The 17123-nt window shown below is 50.5% G+C and carries 16 protein-coding genes; 8 read left to right on the plus strand and 8 right to left on the minus strand.

Annotation, left to right across the window (positions count from 1 at the left end; genetic code table 11):
• Positions 1–19 precede the first annotated feature (19 nt).
• Complete coding sequence (locus tag OO017_RS07025) at positions 20–832, plus strand: enoyl-ACP reductase FabI (RefSeq protein WP_266051753.1); 813 nt, start codon at positions 20–22, stop codon at positions 830–832.
• 267 nt (positions 833–1099) lie between these two features.
• Here OO017_RS07025 and OO017_RS07030 read toward each other — a convergent pair whose 3' ends face one another.
• Complete coding sequence (locus tag OO017_RS07030) at positions 1100–1471, minus strand: cupin domain-containing protein (protein WP_266051754.1); 372 nt, start codon at positions 1469–1471, stop codon at positions 1100–1102.
• A gap of 23 nt (positions 1472–1494) precedes the next feature.
• Entirely contained in the window at positions 1495–1731 is a 237-nt protein-coding gene (locus OO017_RS07035) for a Kazal-type serine protease inhibitor domain-containing protein (RefSeq protein WP_266051755.1), read from the minus strand.
• 182 nt (positions 1732–1913) lie between these two features.
• On the opposite strand from OO017_RS07035, the gene OO017_RS07040 reads away from it, so the two are divergent.
• From OO017_RS07040 to OO017_RS07050, 3 genes are all read left to right on the plus strand, one after another.
• A complete protein-coding gene (locus tag OO017_RS07040; protein ID WP_266051756.1) occupies positions 1914–2342 on the plus strand; it encodes a YtxH domain-containing protein in 429 nt (142 codons plus the stop codon).
• Positions 2343–2496: 154 nt separating this feature from the next.
• Positions 2497–2826 carry a YtxH domain-containing protein gene (locus OO017_RS07045; RefSeq protein ID WP_266051757.1) on the plus strand — a complete coding sequence of 110 codons (330 nt, stop codon included), beginning with the start codon at positions 2497–2499 and terminating at the stop codon, positions 2824–2826.
• 225 nt (positions 2827–3051) lie between these two features.
• Entirely contained in the window at positions 3052–3501 is a 450-nt protein-coding gene (locus tag OO017_RS07050; protein WP_266051758.1) for a YtxH domain-containing protein, read from the plus strand.
• A gap of 72 nt (positions 3502–3573) precedes the next feature.
• Here the strand turns inward: OO017_RS07050 and lysS are convergent, their stop codons facing one another.
• Both lysS and OO017_RS07060 read right to left on the minus strand, forming a co-directional pair.
• The gene (gene lysS / locus OO017_RS07055; protein ID WP_266051759.1) at positions 3574–5118 is read right to left on the minus strand and encodes a lysine--tRNA ligase; all 1545 of its coding nucleotides are present in this window, start codon (positions 5116–5118) and stop codon (positions 3574–3576) included.
• Between the two features lie 349 nt (positions 5119–5467).
• Positions 5468–6496, minus strand: coding sequence for a hypothetical protein (locus OO017_RS07060; protein ID WP_266051760.1), 1029 nt, complete (start codon positions 6494–6496; stop codon positions 5468–5470).
• 414 nt (positions 6497–6910) lie between these two features.
• Here OO017_RS07060 and OO017_RS07065 point away from each other — a divergent pair, with 414 nt between their 5' ends.
• A complete protein-coding gene (locus tag OO017_RS07065) occupies positions 6911–9964 on the plus strand; it encodes an Ig-like domain-containing protein (protein ID WP_266051761.1) in 3054 nt (1017 codons plus the stop codon).
• Between the two features lie 90 nt (positions 9965–10054).
• Positions 10055–10501, plus strand: a complete 447-nt coding sequence (locus tag OO017_RS07070; protein ID WP_266051762.1) for a hypothetical protein — start codon at positions 10055–10057, stop codon at positions 10499–10501.
• Here OO017_RS07070 and ggt read toward each other — a convergent pair.
• The gene (gene ggt, locus OO017_RS07075) at positions 10498–12210 is read right to left on the minus strand and encodes a gamma-glutamyltransferase (RefSeq protein WP_439651298.1); all 1713 of its coding nucleotides are present in this window, start codon (positions 12208–12210) and stop codon (positions 10498–10500) included. The genes OO017_RS07070 and ggt overlap by 4 nt on opposite strands.
• 110 nt (positions 12211–12320) lie before the next feature.
• A complete protein-coding gene (locus tag OO017_RS07080) occupies positions 12321–14429 on the minus strand; it encodes a carboxy terminal-processing peptidase (protein ID WP_266051763.1) in 2109 nt (702 codons plus the stop codon).
• A 231-nt stretch (positions 14430–14660) separates the two neighbouring features.
• On the opposite strand from OO017_RS07080, the gene OO017_RS07085 reads away from it, so the two are divergent.
• Together OO017_RS07085 and OO017_RS07090 are read left to right on the plus strand one after the other, a co-directional pair.
• A complete protein-coding gene (locus OO017_RS07085) occupies positions 14661–15113 on the plus strand; it encodes a PA2169 family four-helix-bundle protein (RefSeq protein WP_266051764.1) in 453 nt (150 codons plus the stop codon).
• A gap of 110 nt (positions 15114–15223) precedes the next feature.
• Positions 15224–15787, plus strand: coding sequence for an arylesterase (locus OO017_RS07090; protein WP_266051765.1), 564 nt, complete (start codon positions 15224–15226; stop codon positions 15785–15787).
• Positions 15788–15846: 59 nt separating this feature from the next.
• Here OO017_RS07090 and OO017_RS07095 read toward each other — a convergent pair whose 3' ends face one another.
• The gene (locus OO017_RS07095) at positions 15847–16458 is read right to left on the minus strand and encodes a DUF4142 domain-containing protein (protein WP_266051766.1); all 612 of its coding nucleotides are present in this window, start codon (positions 16456–16458) and stop codon (positions 15847–15849) included.
• A 50-nt stretch (positions 16459–16508) separates the two neighbouring features.
• Positions 16509–16940 (minus strand): response regulator, encoded by a 432-nt coding sequence (locus OO017_RS07100; RefSeq protein WP_266051767.1) that lies wholly within the window; start codon positions 16938–16940, stop codon positions 16509–16511.
• Positions 16941–17123: the final 183 nt, after the last annotated feature.

Here is a 17123-nt window from a genome sequence, read left to right on the forward strand (position 1 = left end):
CAAAAAAATAACAAAAGACATGTCTTATAATCTTTTAAAAGGAAAGAAAGGGATCATTTTCGGTGCGCTGGATGAGAAATCTATCGCCTGGAAAGTGGCCCTGCGTGCCAAAGAGGAAGGTGCGGAGTTCGTTCTGACAAATGCGCCTATCGCGATGCGAATGGGCGAGATCAACAAACTGGCTGAGCAGTGTAATGCGCAGATCATCCCGGCTGATGCCACCTCTGTAGAGGATCTGGAGAACCTGTTCACGAAGGCACAGGAGATTTTGGGCGGCAAAATCGACTTTATACTTCACTCTATCGGCTCCAGCCCGAACATCCGTAAAGGCAAAGAATATGGCGACCTGAACTACGACTGGTTCCAGAAAACGCTGGACATCTCGGCGCTGTCTTTTCATAAGGTGATGCACGTGGCTGAGAAGCAGGACGCCATGAACGAGTGGGGCTCTATTGTAGCACTGTCGTACATAGCGGCGCAGCGTGTGTTCCCTGATTACACCGACATGTCGCATGCCAAGGCGGTGCTGGAGTCTATTGCCCGCAACTATGGCTACCGCTTCGGAAAGATGAAGAAGGTGCGTGTAAACACGGTTTCTCAGTCTCCGACCAAAACTACAGCCGGTACTGGCGTAGGCGGTTTCGACGCGTTCTACGATTATGCCGATAAGATGTCGCCGCTGGGTAACGCCTCTGCCGAAGATTGCGCCAATTACACCATCACCCTGTTCTCAGACCTTACCCGTATGGTAACCATGCAGAACCTGATGCACGACGGCGGTTTCTCCTACATGGGTATCTCTGAGGATATCGTGGACATGATCTCCAAGTAACTTGAATATTGGGGCATAACGCTCTAATCCTGAAGTATAAAAAAGTCCCCTGCCATACTTTGGTAGGGGACTTTTGTTTCTGAGCTGTTCCTTCGCTCGCGTCCCGCGAGTGTGAGTTATGGAGAGGCCTCCGGCCGACCTATACTTCTATAAAGTATAAATGCATGCTCATCAGAGCGTGGCGAGACGCCACCGGATACAGTACACTCGCTTCCCGCAAGCGAGGGGATTAGATCACACGTTGTTGGGGCATCTCCAAATTTATACCTATTCCTCCTCCCGGTGCACGGCGTTAAAGTCGAAGGCGGGGATGCAGATAGACCAGTACTCGGTTTCGTGGTCAAAGGGGTTGGAGTAGCGGATGCGGGCACCAGCCTTTATAAGTATAGACTCGCCTGCTTTTACCTCCATCTCCTCACCGTCAATCTCAATCAGCTTTTTGCCGCGCGTAACGATGGTAATTTCATCAAACTCCGGCGTCTGGTGTGGCTCGCCCCAGTGCGGGGGCGCTATCATGTGGGCCACGCTGAAGGCATTGGTGTGCGTAGAGGCGTTCCCGAAATGCTCCTCAATCAGTTTTCCGTCGGTGGTAGGCACCCGGAAAGGCTTGGTCTGCTTAAAGTATTTTTTCTCGCTCATAATTGTTGCTCTTGAAGTATAACTTACTGCTTATCTTCGCAGGCGCCCTGGGTGTAGGAGGTAACGCCGGCTTTGTCGGCCATGCAGGGGTTGCTGTAGGTCTTGCCGTCGCAGCCACACACAGGGTCGTACTGCATGGTGCAGATAGCATCAGGGTCTATTTTGGCGGGGTCGATGCAGGTGCTTTGCGGCGTGCTGTTATTAACGCAGGAGGCCAGGCTGGCGAACACAAAAACGGAAGCGGCAATTACTTTTTTCATAGTATAGGATTAATTAGATTATCTACGTAAACGGCAGAAATGCGGGCTTAAACTAACCTGTAAGGGCTCACGCCGTATGTATCTGCAAGTACAAAAATATAGAAATTAGAACGGATTCAGCCTGTCTTTTGGTGTGATCTGTTTGAACCCTATTTTTACAAGATAACAGTTAACAAAAAACTATGAATCAGATCAATAAAGACAGTGACAAGATATTAATAGCCACGCTTGCCGGTATAGGGTTAGGCGTAGCGGCAGGGGTGCTGTTAGCGCCGAAAAACGGACGCGATGCCAGAGAAGAACTGATGCGCCATCTAAACAGAGCCAGCGATGAGGTGAACAGCAACGTAAAACGCTGGACGGCCAACCTGAAGAGCAAGCGCAGCAAAGACAACGGAACGCCTCCGCAGGAAGACTATGACCTGGTGATGCACGGCTCCTGGGATGACGTTAGAAGACAACTCCGCAATAACTACTCTGAACTGACCGAGGAGGACCTGGAGTATCAGCAAGGGCAGGAGAGTGAGCTGATGGATCGCCTGCAGCGCAAAATAGGTAAAACCAGAGACGAGATTCAGCGCATGCTGTCTGACCTCAACTTTAAACTGTAAGGTGCTGCAAACAAACAATTTCCGATCAGGTTTATGCTTCTGGAGCAACTATAATAGAATCTTTTAGTATAGGTATAACTTAATGCTATATTAATCGTTATATCACCACACGATAGTTAAATTGATTTTAAGATTTAAATAATAACAAAAGACTATGAAAGACAATAGCGGAAAAGTTTTGCTGGCTATGCTGGCTGGCGCCAGTGCCGGTGTAATCGCAGGTTTACTGATGGCCCCAGATACAGGCGAGGTTACCCGTAACAGCGTTAAGAAATGGGCCGGCAAAATGAGCAAAGACCTGGAGAAAAACCTTCAGGATGGTTTAGAAGAGATCAAGAAGATGAGCGGCGATACGTTTGGCAAGTCTGCAGAAGCCAATAGAGGTGCTAACAAAAGTGGCAGCACTGGCAGCACGACAACAGGCGGTACGACTACTGGCACCACAGGTGGCTCCGCAACAGGCAGCACTGGCGGAAACGCTTAAGCAGCATTAACCGAGGCGCTACTATAGCCAAAGCTGTGGCTTTTATACTATGGCTTGCTGAGGAGGTTATTTGTAACGCCTGCGGAAGCGCCTGTCCCAAAAGGGCAGGCGCTTTTGTTTTTAGGAGTAGCTATGTCAACTTAAAACGCTTGTTCGCGTTATAAAATACATAGTGATGCCTTCTTAGGAAGGCTTTTATGTATCAATAAAAACAAGAACCAAACTATGAGAACTCATATGGAATGCCGCTCCCTAGGCGAGCACAAGTCTAATTACAGCACACATGAGTCTGTACGCCAGATAAGACAAAAAGGAACCAACCAGAGAAGCAATATAAGAAAGAGCAACAGTGGGGGAGGCGGCCAGGTAGTTGCCGGGCTTATCGCAGGTGCCGCCGCAGGTGTAATCGCCGGTATGATGCTGGCTCCTGAAAAGGGCACTGTGATGCGTAAAAAAGTATCAGACCAGGCTACCAAACTGGGCGACCAGGTGAACAAAGGCTACAGCAGCACCAAAGGCAAAGTTAGCGACTGGACAAGCAAGATGAAGAGTGACAAATCTCGCAGCCAGACTGAGGGAAATGTAAAGAAAAGCCCTTACACGGACACTAACAAGTGGGATGACCAGGAGAGCAGAAACATGGCCAACACAGCCAGAAATACCCCTGGCGTATAAAGGTCTCAAGTATAAAAGCAAAAGCCGCTCTATAAAACTTCAGAGCGGCTTTTTTATGTTTAAAAGCGAGAGTTACTTCTTCTCTTCTTCTTTCTTGTCCTGCTTTTCCGGCTTCATCTGCGGGAAGAACAGCACATCCTGGATCGACTGGGAGTTGGTCATGATCATGCTCAGGCGGTCGATGCCCACACCCAGGCCAGCTGTTGGCGGCATACCATACTCCAGTGCACGCAGGAAGTCTTCGTCAAGGGCCATGGCCTCTACGTCGCCGCGGCGGGCCAGCTCCAGCTGCTCCTCAAAGCGGGCACGCTGGTCAACCGGGTCGTTCAGCTCTGAGAAAGCGTTGCAAATCTCCTTACCGTTGCAGATCGCCTCGAAGCGCTCTACCAGGCCTGGCTTGCTGCGGTGTTTCTTTGCCAGCGGGCTCATCTCCACTGGGTAATCCGTAATGAAAGTTGGCTGGATCAGGTATGGCTCCGATGTCTCCCCAAAAATCTCGTCTATCAGCTTGGCCTTACCCATGGTTGGGTCGGTATGGATGCCCAGTTTCTCTGCTGTCTGGCGCAGTTCCGCCTCATCCATGTTAGAGATATCGATCTTCGTGAAGTGCTCAATAGCCTCGAACATAGTATAGCGCTTCCATGGCCGCTGGAAATCGATGATGTTGTCACCAACCTGTACTTTAGTGGTGCCGTGTAGCGCCAGGGCTACTTTCTCCACCATTTCCTCCACCAACTCCATCATCCAGTTATAGTCCTTGTAAGTAACGTAAAGCTCCATTACGGTGAATTCCGGATTGTGGAAGCGGCTCATGCCTTCGTTGCGGAAGTCTTTGGCAAACTCGAACACGCCATCAAAGCCACCTACTATCAGGCGCTTTAAGTATAGCTCGTTGGCGATGCGCAGGTACAGCGTCATGTCCAGTGTGTTGTGGTGCGTTTTAAACGGACGGGCCGCCGCGCCACCGTGGATAGGCTGCAGGATCGGGGTTTCCACCTCCAGGTAGCCTTTATCTGACAGGAAGCCACGCATGGTGTTTACCAGCTTGGTGCGTTTTTGGAACGTTTCGCGCACATGCGGGTTCACGATCAGGTCTACATAGCGCTGGCGGTAGCGCAGCTCCGGGTCGTTAAAGGCATCGTATACATGCTCCACGCCGTTCTCATCCACCTCGCGCTTTACAATTGGCAGCGGCCTCAGCGATTTGGCCAGCACTGTAAGTTCGGTAACGTGCACCGAAATCTCGCCCACCTGGGTCACGAAGGCATAGCCTTTGATGCCGATAAAGTCGCCGATGTCGAGCATCTTCTTGAACACCGTGTTGTACAGGTCCTTGTTCTCGCCCGGTGCAACATCATCGCGCGACACGTAAATCTGGATACGGCCTGTGCTGTCCATGAGCTCTGCAAACGAGGCTTTACCCATAATACGGCGGCTCATCAGGCGGCCTGCCAGGCTTACTTCCTGATAGTTGCCCTTCTCCTTATCAAAATTATCCTTTATCTCCTTGGCCGTGGCCGTAACTTCAAATGTCTCAGAGGGATAAGGGTTGATGCCCATTTTCTCCAGCTCTTCGCGCTCATGGCGTCTGCGTAGTTCCTGTTCGCTCAGTTGCATGCGATTTATACTATAAGTGATGTGTTCAGATCAAGCTGCAAAATTCGGAAATAATCGGCAGCTTTTAAAGGGGAACCAATGATTAAAAGTGATTTAACTGATTTGAGCGATTACGGCGTTCCTGATTTGCGCTTGTGCTGAACGGATAAGACGGAATTGTGGCCTTAAGAAGTATAAGTTTAGTTAGGATTCCAGTTATTAGATCCTGCCTATGGAGACCCGGTTCGCTTTCTTTTTTCTGCTATTCTGTCATGATCAAGAAATAAATCAAAACCCTTCATCACCGGTACAAAAGAAAAGCTCCTGCAAGTATAACCTGCAGGAGCCAAAGAAGAAGGGAAAGTATACATTATGCCGCCTGGCCCAGCTCGAAATCCTGGTCGCCGAGCAGCGGTTTGATTTGCTGTTGCAGCCTGGCTTCCACAAAGGAGCCTTGTAGGTATTTGGGTAACTGCTGCACCAAATCCTCATACTTTTGTAGGCCAACTGCCTGTGCTACATAACATTCGTGTATACCGTTCAGGTAGCTCACAATCTGCAGCAGCGACTCATGGAAAAGCTTAAAATCTATATCGGCCAGCACAAAGCGCTCAATCTCCCGGTGGGTGGAGGAGATGCGCAGGCGAGCCATCAAATCAAACAGGGTAGTATAGCCTACGCGCCACGTTAGCTGCTGCCAGTGCTGCGGGCTAAATTTCTGAAGCACCTCACCGCTCTTGCTGCTGCGTATGGCTGTGGCGGCGTTGGCCTGCACCTGCTGCCTCACGGCCTTAGCCTTTTGGCGGCGCGTAGTGCATAAAAACTGCCCGATCTGTGCCTGTGCTTCCAGCTCCTTGCCCGCAATCTGCAGGCCCGGCTTGTAGTGCGCCAACGGCAGGCGGTGTACCTTAAAATCATCGTAGTGGCCTGAGGCGTAGAAGCCCATTGCTCTCGGGTAGGCATTCTTTACTACCAAACGACCTGCCTCGCGTAGTATCCAGGCTTCGTTGCTGGTCTTCACATCGCGGGTATACAGAAAGGCCTGCAAGCCGGCAAACACGGCATAGTAAGCCTGCGGGAAAGTCCAGTGCAGGGCGTTACGCATATAAGCCTCATCGCCGAGTTCGGCGGTGGCACGCAGCGCGTACTCTGTACTCCAGCTGTTTAGTAGCAGCCGCTTTACTGCCTCCAGGTCCTGCTCGTTCAGCTCCGGCTTTTGCTCATGCAGTAGCGGCAGCTGCCCCGGCGCAATAGTACCTGCGTGCTGGATGTGGTAATTTATAGCAAAAAAGTAGTTTAGAAACACCTGTGCAGGTATGGATTTCTGCCATACTTTATCGGTATTTTGTGTTCCCTCCGGATACAGGGAAAGCACCTTCTCTTCATCTCTCTCTTTCATATATACTAAACAAATCTGAGGCTGCATCAGTTGCATAAAATCATGAAAATACCCTCTATTTTTTGATTTTAGTTGTCTGTAAACCAGTGGTTTATGTAGTAATTTGTAGTTTGCTTAAATAAAGTGCAGGATCAGGTTTTAGACAGGAAATAAGCGCAACGGGAGCTAAGTTTTAAAAGACTTGGAAGAGGTTTAGTGAATTGTACTATACCAGTTTAATTAGCTTCTTTGGGAGGGTGTGGTTGTACTCAGCGGATTCTTAAGAATACAGTAACACAACCTAACCGAATCATGCCTATTTTTGTGGGATATGTCAGGCGCCTTACCTACAGCTTATTTTTATACTTTTCCCTTCTTGGCAGCAGAAGCGCCCGATGCCGTGTTTGTTATCAATCCAAATCTATCCAATATTTTATGAGTAAACATTTACAAAAGCTGGGAGCTCTTGTGGCGGGCTTTGCTTTGTTTGGCAGCACGCAGGTGCTGGGGCAGGCAAATCCGGTGCCGCAAAGCCTCCCTTACAACCAGAACTTTGAGTCTATCAGTGAGGCTGCTGTTAACTATCCTGTCGGAATAGCAGGCTGGCTGGCAGCATACAACAACTCAAAAGAGAAGGCTGAGACTTCAGTTGCTGCCGGTGATGCTATCCTTAAAGTTACCAACAAAGCTGAATCGAGTGGCGGCAACATCTATTTGCATAGTTCCGGAACCAACAGCCAGCTTTATATTCAGCTGACAGGCAACTCCAGCAACGGTTCTAACCAGTTAGCTTCTGCTGTCAATACTGTAGGGGCTGAGCAGGTGGCTGTAAAGTATAAAATAGAATTGCTGAACGATCAGGCAAGATCTGTTGGCGTGGCGCTCCAGTACAGAGTAGGAGAGACAGGTGACTGGGCTACAGTTGATAACTCGGAGTTCACCAGCGTAGAGAAAGCACTAAGCCACTCACAGGAGTTCGATCTTGTACTACCAGTTGCTGCAGCAAACAAAGAGTTGGTGCAGCTGCGCTGGATCACGTTTGAGAATGTGGTAAGTGGCGTTTCGGGTAGCCGGGATGGCATCGGTATCGATAACATCAGCATTTTATCAAGCTCCGATCCTGCACCAGCCGACGAAACAGCTCCGTCTGTGGTAAGTTTCTCGCCAGATAATGGGGCAGAAGGTGCATCCGTTAACAGCAAACTGGTGCTTACGTTTAACGAGCCGGTAGTGGCAGGTGATGCTGGTACTATAACTATCGTGAACACCACAGCCGGCACTACTACTGAGGTAGCAGCGAACGACGCAGGCAAAGTAAATATAAACGGTGGCACCGTTACCATTGGCTATACGTTGGCACCGGAGAGCAGCTACAGTGTAGCTGTAGAAGCCGGTTCGTTTAAGGATGCGGCCGGGAATGCTACTGGCGCAGTAGCGGCTAGTGCCTGGGCTTTCACAACGCAGGGGATAGGTCTTCCAGTGGCTGATAGCTACACAGAGAACTTTGACAACTGCTCTCCAAACGGCAGCACCACGCTTTCCGGCAACTGGATGCACTACAGCGTAGCCGGGTCAGAAACCTGGGCTTGTTCAGAGTATGGCCAGGACAATACCTTTGGTGTGCAGATGAATGGTTATAACGGCGGCGCAAAGCAAAACGAGGACTGGCTTATTTCCCCGGCTTATAATATGCAGGAATTCAACCTGCCGGTAATGTCGGTTAACTACATTACAAAGTATGGCGGGCCCGGGCTGCAGGTAAAAGTGTCTGCTGACTACAGCGGTTCGGGCGATCCGGCTGCTGCCACCTGGACCGACCTGATCACCCTGCCATCAGACAACGCCGATGCTTGGCAGCTGCTGCAGCACATCAACCTGTCGGAATACAAGTCGGCCGGTACCCATATAGCCTTCGTGTATACCTCTACAACCCAGGCTGCCGCCCGCTGGACACTGGATAACTTCAAAATTGAGAATGCCTCCAACATACTTACGGTTGGCCCGCTTAACTTTAATTTTGGACAGGTTAATGTAGGAAGCGCCTCCGACGTATCAGAGTTCACGTTTAGTGCCGTTGGCTATGAGCAGGAGGTTGTGATCACTGCCCCGGCTGGCTTTGAGCTGTCTACAGACAACAGCACTTTTGCCCAGAGCCTAACTTATACTTCGGAGGAGGCTGCGGCCCAGAACAAAGTATACGTGCGCTTTAAGCCTGAAACAGCTGCTGTTTTTGCCGGAGCTGTTTCGTTTGTGAGCGGTACTGCCTTAAACGAGGAGAAAGGTATGCTGCAAGGCTCTTCGCTTAACTCAGACAATACCCTTGATATTGCCACCTGGAACCTGGAGTGGTTTGGGTCAACAAGCAATGGCCCTAGCAATGAGGAACAGCAGTATGCAAACGCCAAAAAGATAATCACCGAACTGGATGCCGATATTATTGCGGTGCAGGAAATTGTGGATGTGGACAAGATAATCCAACTGGCTGAGGAGCTTGGCTACAAGTATGAGGACATGGATACGGAGTGGCTATACAGTAACTCCCAGCGCACCGGCGTACTATACAGGCCGGAGATCCTGAAGGTGAAGAAAGAGAAAACCCTGCTATCCGTGCTTTATGCTGATATCAAAGCAGGAAGAACAACACTGGCTGGTTACCCTGCCAGCAGCTCTACTTTCTGGGCAAGCGGGCGCCTGCCATACCTGGTCCAGTTTGAGGCCAACATCAACGGTGTGCGCCAGTACATCAACATCGTAAACATACACGCCAAGGCAAACAGCGGTGACGACATTACGCAGTATGACCGACGCAAGTATGACGTGCAGGTACTGAAGGACTCGTTAGATGCGCAGTATGCCAACACAAACCTGGTGCTGCTGGGCGATTATAACGACGACATCGATGAGTCTGTAGTGGCTGGCGCAGGAGCTTCGTCTTACAGCATGTATGTGCAGGATGCTAATTACAAAGCCCTGACCTACGAGTTGAGCCAGACGGGCGCCTACAACCTGGTGGGTTCTTACAAGAGCTTTCTGGATCATATCATCATATCTCAAAACTTTGTGGATGAGTATATTGCCAACTCCATTGCCATCCGCAACGACTTCCTGAGCAGCATTGATAACTACGGAAGCACCACCTCAGACCACTTGCCGGTAATGGCCCGTTTCGAGCTTGTTACCAGCGACCCTGAGCAGGAGACACCGACGCCAACAGGCATTGCGGATGCCACCAAAGGCCAATTCAGCGTATACCCTAACCCGGTGCAGCGCTTTGCAAGATTGGTGCTGCCAGAGCGCGTGCGCGGCTTCCAACACATCACGTTGGTTGCTTATGGCATAGATGGGCGTGTACTGTTCTCTGTTAAAGGCTCTCTGGAAGGTGTAGAGCAGGAACTGAACACACAGGTAGGCACTCTGAAGCAAGGTATGTATATTCTGAAAGTTGAGGCTGGAAAAGAGGTGTTCGTAAGCCGAATGCTGAAGAAATAAGTAGCTTTAAACCGTACACTTACTGAAGAAGCCTGCCGCTTAGCGGCAGGCTTCTTTGCGTTTATACTTGCCGCTAAAGTATAACCAAGCATGGCTGAAGGCGGTAAACGAAGTATAAAACTTATACTTGAGATGAATATTACAGATAGACCAGATATAGCCAACAATGCCCATGCAGCTGTACTTATCGGTGCAGGACTAACGAGCTACTTCCTGAACGAGAACAGGCCGAAAACAGCGCTCATACCGCCCCTGGCAGGAGGCGCCTTGCTATTGCTCAGCTCCGGCATCAAGTCCGGCGACAGAACGGTGGCGCATGCGGCAGTGGGCGTAACCTCGCTCCTGAGCGTGATGACGGGTGTACTGTTCTCCAAAGCCATTGCCCCATCCGAAGAAACAAAGCAAAAGTTTAAGCCCGAAGTACGGCAGCGCAGGGCCAGCGTATTCGGGCTTATGACATTAACGGGCTTAGCCGCTGTGGGTGTGTACGTGGCCGGCTTTATCCAGAAAAGGAAGCAGGCGGAAAGAATGGCTTAGAACCCAACTGCGGCATCGTCGCCACGCGGGTCGGCACCGCCCTCCAGCTTACCATCCGGTAGCACCAGTATGGCATCTACCCGGCCAAACTGTCCACGCTGCTTTAAAACATAACCTTTGCTTTGCAGTTCAGCGCGCACCGGGGCAGGTATGGCATCTTCTGTATGCTGGATCTCGTCGGGGAGCCACTGGTGGTGGAAGCGTGGTGCGGCTACTGCCTGTTGCATGGTCATGTCGTGCTCCAGCACGTTCAGGATCGTCTGGAATACCGAAGTGATGATAGTGGAGCCACCTGGCGTACCGACTACCATAAACAGCTTTCCGTCTTTCTCCAGTATGGTTGGGGTCATGGAGCTGAGCATGCGCTTGTTGGGCTGTATGGCATTTGCCTTGCCGCCAACCAGGCCAAACATATTGGGTACGCCCGGCTTGGCGCTGAAGTCATCCATTTCGTTGTTGAGCAGGAAGCCGGCTTCCTCCACCACTACTTTGGAGCCGTAGCCGCCGTTAAGTGTGGTGGTGATGGATACCGCGTTACCAGCAGGGTCTACCACGCTAAAATGTGTTGTCTGCTCTGTTTCATACACAGGCAGCTCACCGGCTTTTACTTCTGATGATGGTGTGGCTTGGGCCATACTCATTGTGCCCATACGGTTTTTCAGGTACTCTTCGTTCAGCAGCTCTTCAAGTGGCACCTCCACAAAGTCGGGGTCGCCGAGGTACTTGGCGCGGTCGGCGTACACGCGGCGCTCGGCCTCCGTCATCACCTGTATGGTTTTAGTGCTTTGCCAGCCATAGTCGCGCAGGTCGTAAGGCGTTACCATCTTGAGAAGCTGCAGCAGCGCTATGCCTCCGCTGGAAGGCGGTGCCATCGAAATAACTTTATAGCCTTTATAGTCGCCCACTACAGGCTCGCGCCAGACAGCGGTATACTTTGCCAGGTCTTCGTGCGTGATGATGCCTGTGCCGCGCTGCATCTCTTTTACCAGCAGGTCAGCGGTCTCGCCTGCATAGAAACCCTCGCGGCCTTTATCGCGGATGCGCTCCAGGGTGCGTGCCAGGTCGAGGTGGCGCAGTGTATCGCCAGCCTGCCATACTTTGTTGCGTACCAGGTAGGGCACGTGTTTGTTGTTCTCCAGGAAAGCTTCCTTGGTGTAGTTAAGGCCGCTTGCTTCTTTCTCGGTAAGCACCACGCCGTTACGGGCCAGGTCTATGGAAGGCTGCACCAACTCTGCCCACGGCAATGAGCCCATTTTCTGATGAATCCTTACCATACCATCCACGGCACCCGGCACACCTACAGCCAAATGGCCATCGGTGCTCAGGCCGTCTACCACATTGCCTAAGCTGTCCTGGTACATGGTTTCTGTGGCTGCCCCGGGTGCGGTCTCCCTGAAATCGAGCGTAGCAATATCGCCGGAGGCACTTCTGCTCACCATAAAACCGCCGCCGCCAATGTTACCTGCCACCGGAAAGGCTACTGCAAGGGCAAATTGCGTGGCTATGGCTGCATCGTAGGCATTGCCGCCTTTTCGCATAACTTCCATACCTATACGCGAGGCATCCGGGTGTGCCGACACCACCATGGCTTTATCGGAGATAACACCACGCGCGGCGGCAGGTGTATCTACAGGTTTTTTGGTGGCACAACCGCTAAACAGGGTAGGGAGCAAGGCAACCAGCAAGAGCCATACGTGGAGCCTGGCCATTCGGGGAGAGTTCAGGAGCATTTTGTCTATGTTGAAGTTTGGGCACTTAAGATATAAAAAACGCCAGCTATTTCACATAGCTGGCGTTTCTGTTACGGAATGACAAAGGCTTACTTCAGGTCTTGCTGGATGATGGCCACGGCCTCCTCCACATACACGTCCTGCTTCAGGCTTTTCATAAACTCTTTGTTGCGGGCAAGTTTAGCAGTGTCGGTGCCGAGGGCTTGCAGGTCTTGCTGCAGGCGTTTTACGTTTAGTACCGGCACCTCTTTCTGTGCTGCTTCCAGGCGTTTGGCTTCAGCCTCTGCCTTTTCTTGCTCTGCTTTATACTTATCCAGCTGCAGTGAGCGGGTAGTGTTGTCAGACTGCTTTTTCAGGCGCTCTGCACTTTGCGCAATCAACCCGAAACTCTCGTTCTGCCCTACGCGCTGCTGGCTATGCGCTTTCACCTGCGACAGGTTAAGCTTGCCGTTGTTCCACACTTTATACTTGGCTGGAGAGATCTCATCAAACGGAAGCGCGAAGTCCTGCTCTTTCTCGCCAAACTCCAGGTAAGCGTAAGCATCCGGCAACACAACATCAGGCGTTACGCCACGCAGCTGCGTGGTGCCGCCGTTAATGCGGTAGAATTTCTGGGTTGTCAGCTTAAGTGCACCGAATGGCTTGTAGGGGTTAAACTGCGCAGGCAGGGCCTCATCCAGCTCAAAGAACTGCTGCACAGTACCTTTGCCAAACGTAGGGCTACCCACAATCACGGCGCGCTTGTAATCCTGCATGGCGGCTGCCAGAATCTCAGAGGCGGAGGCGCTGTTGGAGTTTACCAGTACCACCAGCGGGCCACCATACTGTACCTGCGTGTCGCGGTCGTCAAGCACTACAGCTTTGCCGGAAGCAGTTTTTACCTGCACAACCGGACCTTGCTCTATAAACAGGCCAGCCATTTCCACAGCATCAGCCAGGGAGCCGCCGCCGTTGTTACGCAGGTCCAGGATCAGGCCTTTCATGCCGGCTGTTTTCAGTTTCTCAACCTCCTTCTTTACATCGGCACCGCTAAAACGGCCGTTCTTGTTCTCAAAGTCGGCGTAGAAGCCCGGTAGTTTTATGTAACCGATCTTGTCTTTGTCCTCGATCAGGGCAGACTGTGCATAAGTTTCCTCAAATACGATAACGTCGCGGATAATCGGGATGATTTTGTTAGATCCGTCTGGCTTTTTAACCGTCAGGCGCACCTCTGTACCCTTTTTACCCCGGATATACTGGATCGCATCGTCCAGGCGCATGCCCTCAACCAAAATTGGCTCTTCTGAACCCTGGCCTACTTTCTGGATAATATCGCCTGGCTTCAACTCGCCTTGTAAGTATGACGGGCTTCCTGGTACAATCTCCATTACCCTGATCTGGCCATCACGCTCCTGCAGCGAGGCGCCTATACCTTCCAAGCGGCCGGTAAAGTTGATGTCGAAGTCAGCTTTGGCTTTTGGCGGGAAGTAGCCTGTATGCGGGTCGTACACATTGGTAACGGCGTTGATATACGTGGCACGGTGATCGTCGCGATTGATTTTAGCCAGTCGCTGGTACAGGTCGTCGTAGGTTTTGCGTACTTTCTCACGGGCATCTTTCTCGAGTTGCTCAACAGACTTCTGCTCCGCCTTCGGGTCCTTCTCCAGTTTTTTCTTCTGCTCTTCCTGCATGTCAACCAGGCGTACCAGTGTCTGGTACTTCAGCTGCTTGCGCCATGCCTCCTTCAGTTCCTCCTTGTTCTTGGCGTAGGTAAGCTTCTCGCCATCCAGCTCAATCTGCTCGTTCTGAGAAAAGTCGAATGGCTTGGCCAGTATTTCCTTATAGAAAGCCTCCGAATCTTTCACGCGCTGCTCGTAAATATCGGCAGACAGGTTGAAAAACTGGAACGAACCTTGGCGCAATTCATCGTCTATGGCAGTTTCATACTTACGAAGCTGCTGCACATCGGGCTCCATCAGGAACTTCTTGTTATAGTCGAGGCGCTCCAGGTACAGGTCAAACACCTTCTTGGAGAAGCTATCGTCTACTTTCTCTGGCTGATAGTGGCCGGTGTTAAGCCCCTGCATCAAGGCCTTTATCAGGATCTCGTTCTTACCCTCTGGCGTATCGCCTTTTTTGTAGAGTATGAAGGAGCCTGTAACCAGGATAACAGCCAATACCGACAGTATTATTTTAAAGCGAGTTGTCAATGATATCATCTATTTTATAAGTTGAACTACAGGTTAGATTACAAAAGTAATGCCGCTTATACGCTGCGGAGTAGCTTTAATGTGTAATGTAGGAGAAAAAAACTTTTTATCATAGTGGCTAAGGCCAGCTGCCTACAGCACAAAGCTTTAAAGTACTACATACGTGGCGCAGCAACTAATATTATAACTCATACGCAAGTTTTTTCGTTTCCGTAAGTATAAACCAAACTTTGAATAGCTATGAATAACAACGAAAGAGCGATAGATGTTTTACAGGAACTGAACCAGTTCGTGAATGATAGAATTGAAGGCTACGAACGCGCCGCCAAGAACACGCACGACCCGGCGCACCAGTCTTACTACAAAGACCTGATGAACCAGAGCCGCCAGTTCTCAAACGAGATTAATAGCTCTATCAGCAGCCTGGGCGGTACTACACAGAATAACACCACGGCTAAGGGTAAGATCTTCCGGGGCTGGATGGATGTAAAATCGACTGTGACCGGCAACGATGAAGAGGCCCTGATAAAGTCTAATATTACCGGTGAGGAGTGGGCACAGAAAGCCTACAATGATGCACTGGACCATAGAACCGAGCTTCCGCAGAATGTGGTGCAGCTGGTAGAGAAGCAGAAGCAAGCCTCCATGGCTACCTGCGAGCGCCTGCGCCAGATGGAAAAAGCTGCTGATTAAAAGTATAAGCTTAAACTTAAACTATGAAAGGGTTGCCAACCAATGGCAACCCTTTTTGTTTTACAAAGTATGGCAAAGCGATTTACTGTTTAGAAGAGGAAAGAAGCTACATGAAAAACATACTGATATTCGGGGATAGCCTGACGGCTGGCTACGGTTTACCTGCCGCGCAGGCTTACCCCAGCCTGATACAGGAGCAGCTAAGGCAAGAGGGGTATACGGATTACAAGGTGCTGAACGGTGGCCTCAGCGGCGACACAACAGCCGGTGGCGTGCACCGCATTGACCGCTGGCTGCATGAGCCTATCGCTATTTTTATACTTGCCTTAGGGGCTAACGACGGGCTGCGCGGCATCCCGGCCCGCGAGACAACCCAAAACCTGCAGGAGATCATCCATAAGGTACAGCACAAGTACCCGGAGGTGAAGATCATACTTTCAGGTATGGAGATACCAGACATTGTGCCCGGGCGCTATGCAGCAGAGTTTCGGAAGCTGTTCCGGGAGTTGGCCCTGCAAAACAACATTCATTTTATACCTTTTCTGCTGGAAGGAGTAGCCGGTAACCGCCACCTGAACCTGCCAGATGGAGTGCATCCAAACGCTGAGGGGCAGAAGCTATTGGCGCAACACACATGGGCCAAACTGAAAGAGGTTTTGGCCTATAAAGGATAAACTGCAAGAGGGCGGGAACTAACTTCCCGCCCTCTTGCAGTTTTAAGGTACAAGTATACTTAATTATCGTTCTCCAGGTTCAGGCCTGTATCTCGCCGTTTAAGCTCTACTTCTCTGCCTTTGGCTTGCTCGTACTGTGCACGCAGCTCTTTTAGGGTGTTGCGTGCCCAAAACGAAAACGGTGTCGCTGCGGCTTCATCCACGTCTTTCAGGCCGTCTTCGAACTCCTCAATGGCATCATTCTGTGCTTCTGTAAGCCTGTCCCAGTACTCGCCGTCAAACCCTTCCGCTTTTGCCTCGCGCAGCTTGTTCAGGTGCTCATTTTCTTCCTCCTCCAATTGCTGGGGCAGGGTTACACTATAATCTTGTGCCAGTTTCTGAAGTTCTTCTTGTTTGGTTGTATACCAATCCACCAGGTCCTGGCCATAGGCTTTCAGGCTGTCTGAAGTGCCCTGGGCTGCGGCCATTTTGCCAAGCTCTATTTGCAGCAAATTGTTGCGTGCTGCAAACTTCATCAGCTCTTTGTTGTCTTCCGTAATGGAAGTGTCTGTGGCAGCTGTTGTGGCTGTTTCAGTGGTGGTATCGGTGGTTTGGTCGCCGGAGCCGGAGTCGCAGGAACTAAATAGTAAAGCGCCTGCTGCGCACCAGAGAGCTATCATTTTATTTCTCATAGTCTGTTGTTATATTAGGATATACATTATTATACCCTAAGCATACGAAACTATGGCAAATTGTTTTCTGCACGGGTGTTATCCTGCAGGGCAAGTATGTTGTTAAGCGTTGGAAGTGACAGGGGCTTCGATATAAACCCGACTACCACCTCATACTTCTGGACGCGGTTCAGGTGGTCCTGCTCATCGGAGGAAGTAAACATGGAAATGAAGGTTTTGTGGCGCTCGTTGTACCCTAAGGCATAGTAGCGGTCCAGAAAATCAAATCCATCCATGGTGGGCATACTTATATCCAACAGGATAAGGTCAGGGAAAGCGGTGTTGAACGTGGTTTCTGCATCACGTAAAAAATCAAGCGCTTCAGGCACACTGTGGCACACAGATACCAGGCTGGTTACATCAGCATCCTCCAAAACGATTTGAGAGAACAGGTTATTTATCTGATCATCATCAATGATCAGGATATGGTTGAGTTTATACATTGTAAATCTTTGGCTAAAGTTGGTGCAGGGCACTGCCTCCGGGAAAATCTTTTATCAGAAATAGTGCCACATGCCTGAAACCAAGCATGGATAAGTATACTTGGTTTTGTGTTATAACGACAGAGTTGCGTTCTATTGTATAAGCAATGCCCTAAATAAACTATTTTTGATTCAATTATTTAA

Origin of the sequence: Pontibacter anaerobius, assembly GCF_026241195.1 — a bacterium.
Classification (GTDB): Bacteria; Bacteroidota; Bacteroidia; order Cytophagales; family Hymenobacteraceae; genus Pontibacter; species Pontibacter anaerobius.

What these genes read in the sequence shown, in the direction of transcription:
- ggt (WP_439651298.1), bottom strand. Translation starts at nt 12,210, where the DNA reads ATGGCCAGGCTCCACGTATGGCTCTTGCTGGTTGCCTTGCTCCCTACC.
- OO017_RS07045 (WP_266051757.1), top strand. Translation starts at nt 2,497, where the DNA reads ATGAAAGACAATAGCGGAAAAGTTTTGCTGGCTATGCTGGCTGGCGCC.
- OO017_RS07065 (WP_266051761.1), top strand. Translation starts at nt 6,911, where the DNA reads ATGAGTAAACATTTACAAAAGCTGGGAGCTCTTGTGGCGGGCTTTGCT.
- OO017_RS07095 (WP_266051766.1), bottom strand. Translation starts at nt 16,458, where the DNA reads ATGAGAAATAAAATGATAGCTCTCTGGTGCGCAGCAGGCGCTTTACTA.
- OO017_RS07035 (WP_266051755.1), bottom strand. Translation starts at nt 1,731, where the DNA reads ATGAAAAAAGTAATTGCCGCTTCCGTTTTTGTGTTCGCCAGCCTGGCC.
- OO017_RS07070 (WP_266051762.1), top strand. Translation starts at nt 10,055, where the DNA reads ATGGCTGAAGGCGGTAAACGAAGTATAAAACTTATACTTGAGATGAAT.
- OO017_RS07025 (WP_266051753.1), top strand. Translation starts at nt 20, where the DNA reads ATGTCTTATAATCTTTTAAAAGGAAAGAAAGGGATCATTTTCGGTGCG.
- OO017_RS07090 (WP_266051765.1), top strand. Translation starts at nt 15,224, where the DNA reads ATGAAAAACATACTGATATTCGGGGATAGCCTGACGGCTGGCTACGGT.
- OO017_RS07050 (WP_266051758.1), top strand. Translation starts at nt 3,052, where the DNA reads ATGAGAACTCATATGGAATGCCGCTCCCTAGGCGAGCACAAGTCTAAT.
- OO017_RS07085 (WP_266051764.1), top strand. Translation starts at nt 14,661, where the DNA reads ATGAATAACAACGAAAGAGCGATAGATGTTTTACAGGAACTGAACCAG.
- lysS (WP_266051759.1), bottom strand. Translation starts at nt 5,118, where the DNA reads ATGCAACTGAGCGAACAGGAACTACGCAGACGCCATGAGCGCGAAGAG.
- OO017_RS07030 (WP_266051754.1), bottom strand. Translation starts at nt 1,471, where the DNA reads ATGAGCGAGAAAAAATACTTTAAGCAGACCAAGCCTTTCCGGGTGCCT.
- OO017_RS07080 (WP_266051763.1), bottom strand. Translation starts at nt 14,429, where the DNA reads ATGATATCATTGACAACTCGCTTTAAAATAATACTGTCGGTATTGGCT.
- OO017_RS07060 (WP_266051760.1), bottom strand. Translation starts at nt 6,496, where the DNA reads ATGAAAGAGAGAGATGAAGAGAAGGTGCTTTCCCTGTATCCGGAGGGA.
- OO017_RS07040 (WP_266051756.1), top strand. Translation starts at nt 1,914, where the DNA reads ATGAATCAGATCAATAAAGACAGTGACAAGATATTAATAGCCACGCTT.
- OO017_RS07100 (WP_266051767.1), bottom strand. Translation starts at nt 16,940, where the DNA reads ATGTATAAACTCAACCATATCCTGATCATTGATGATGATCAGATAAAT.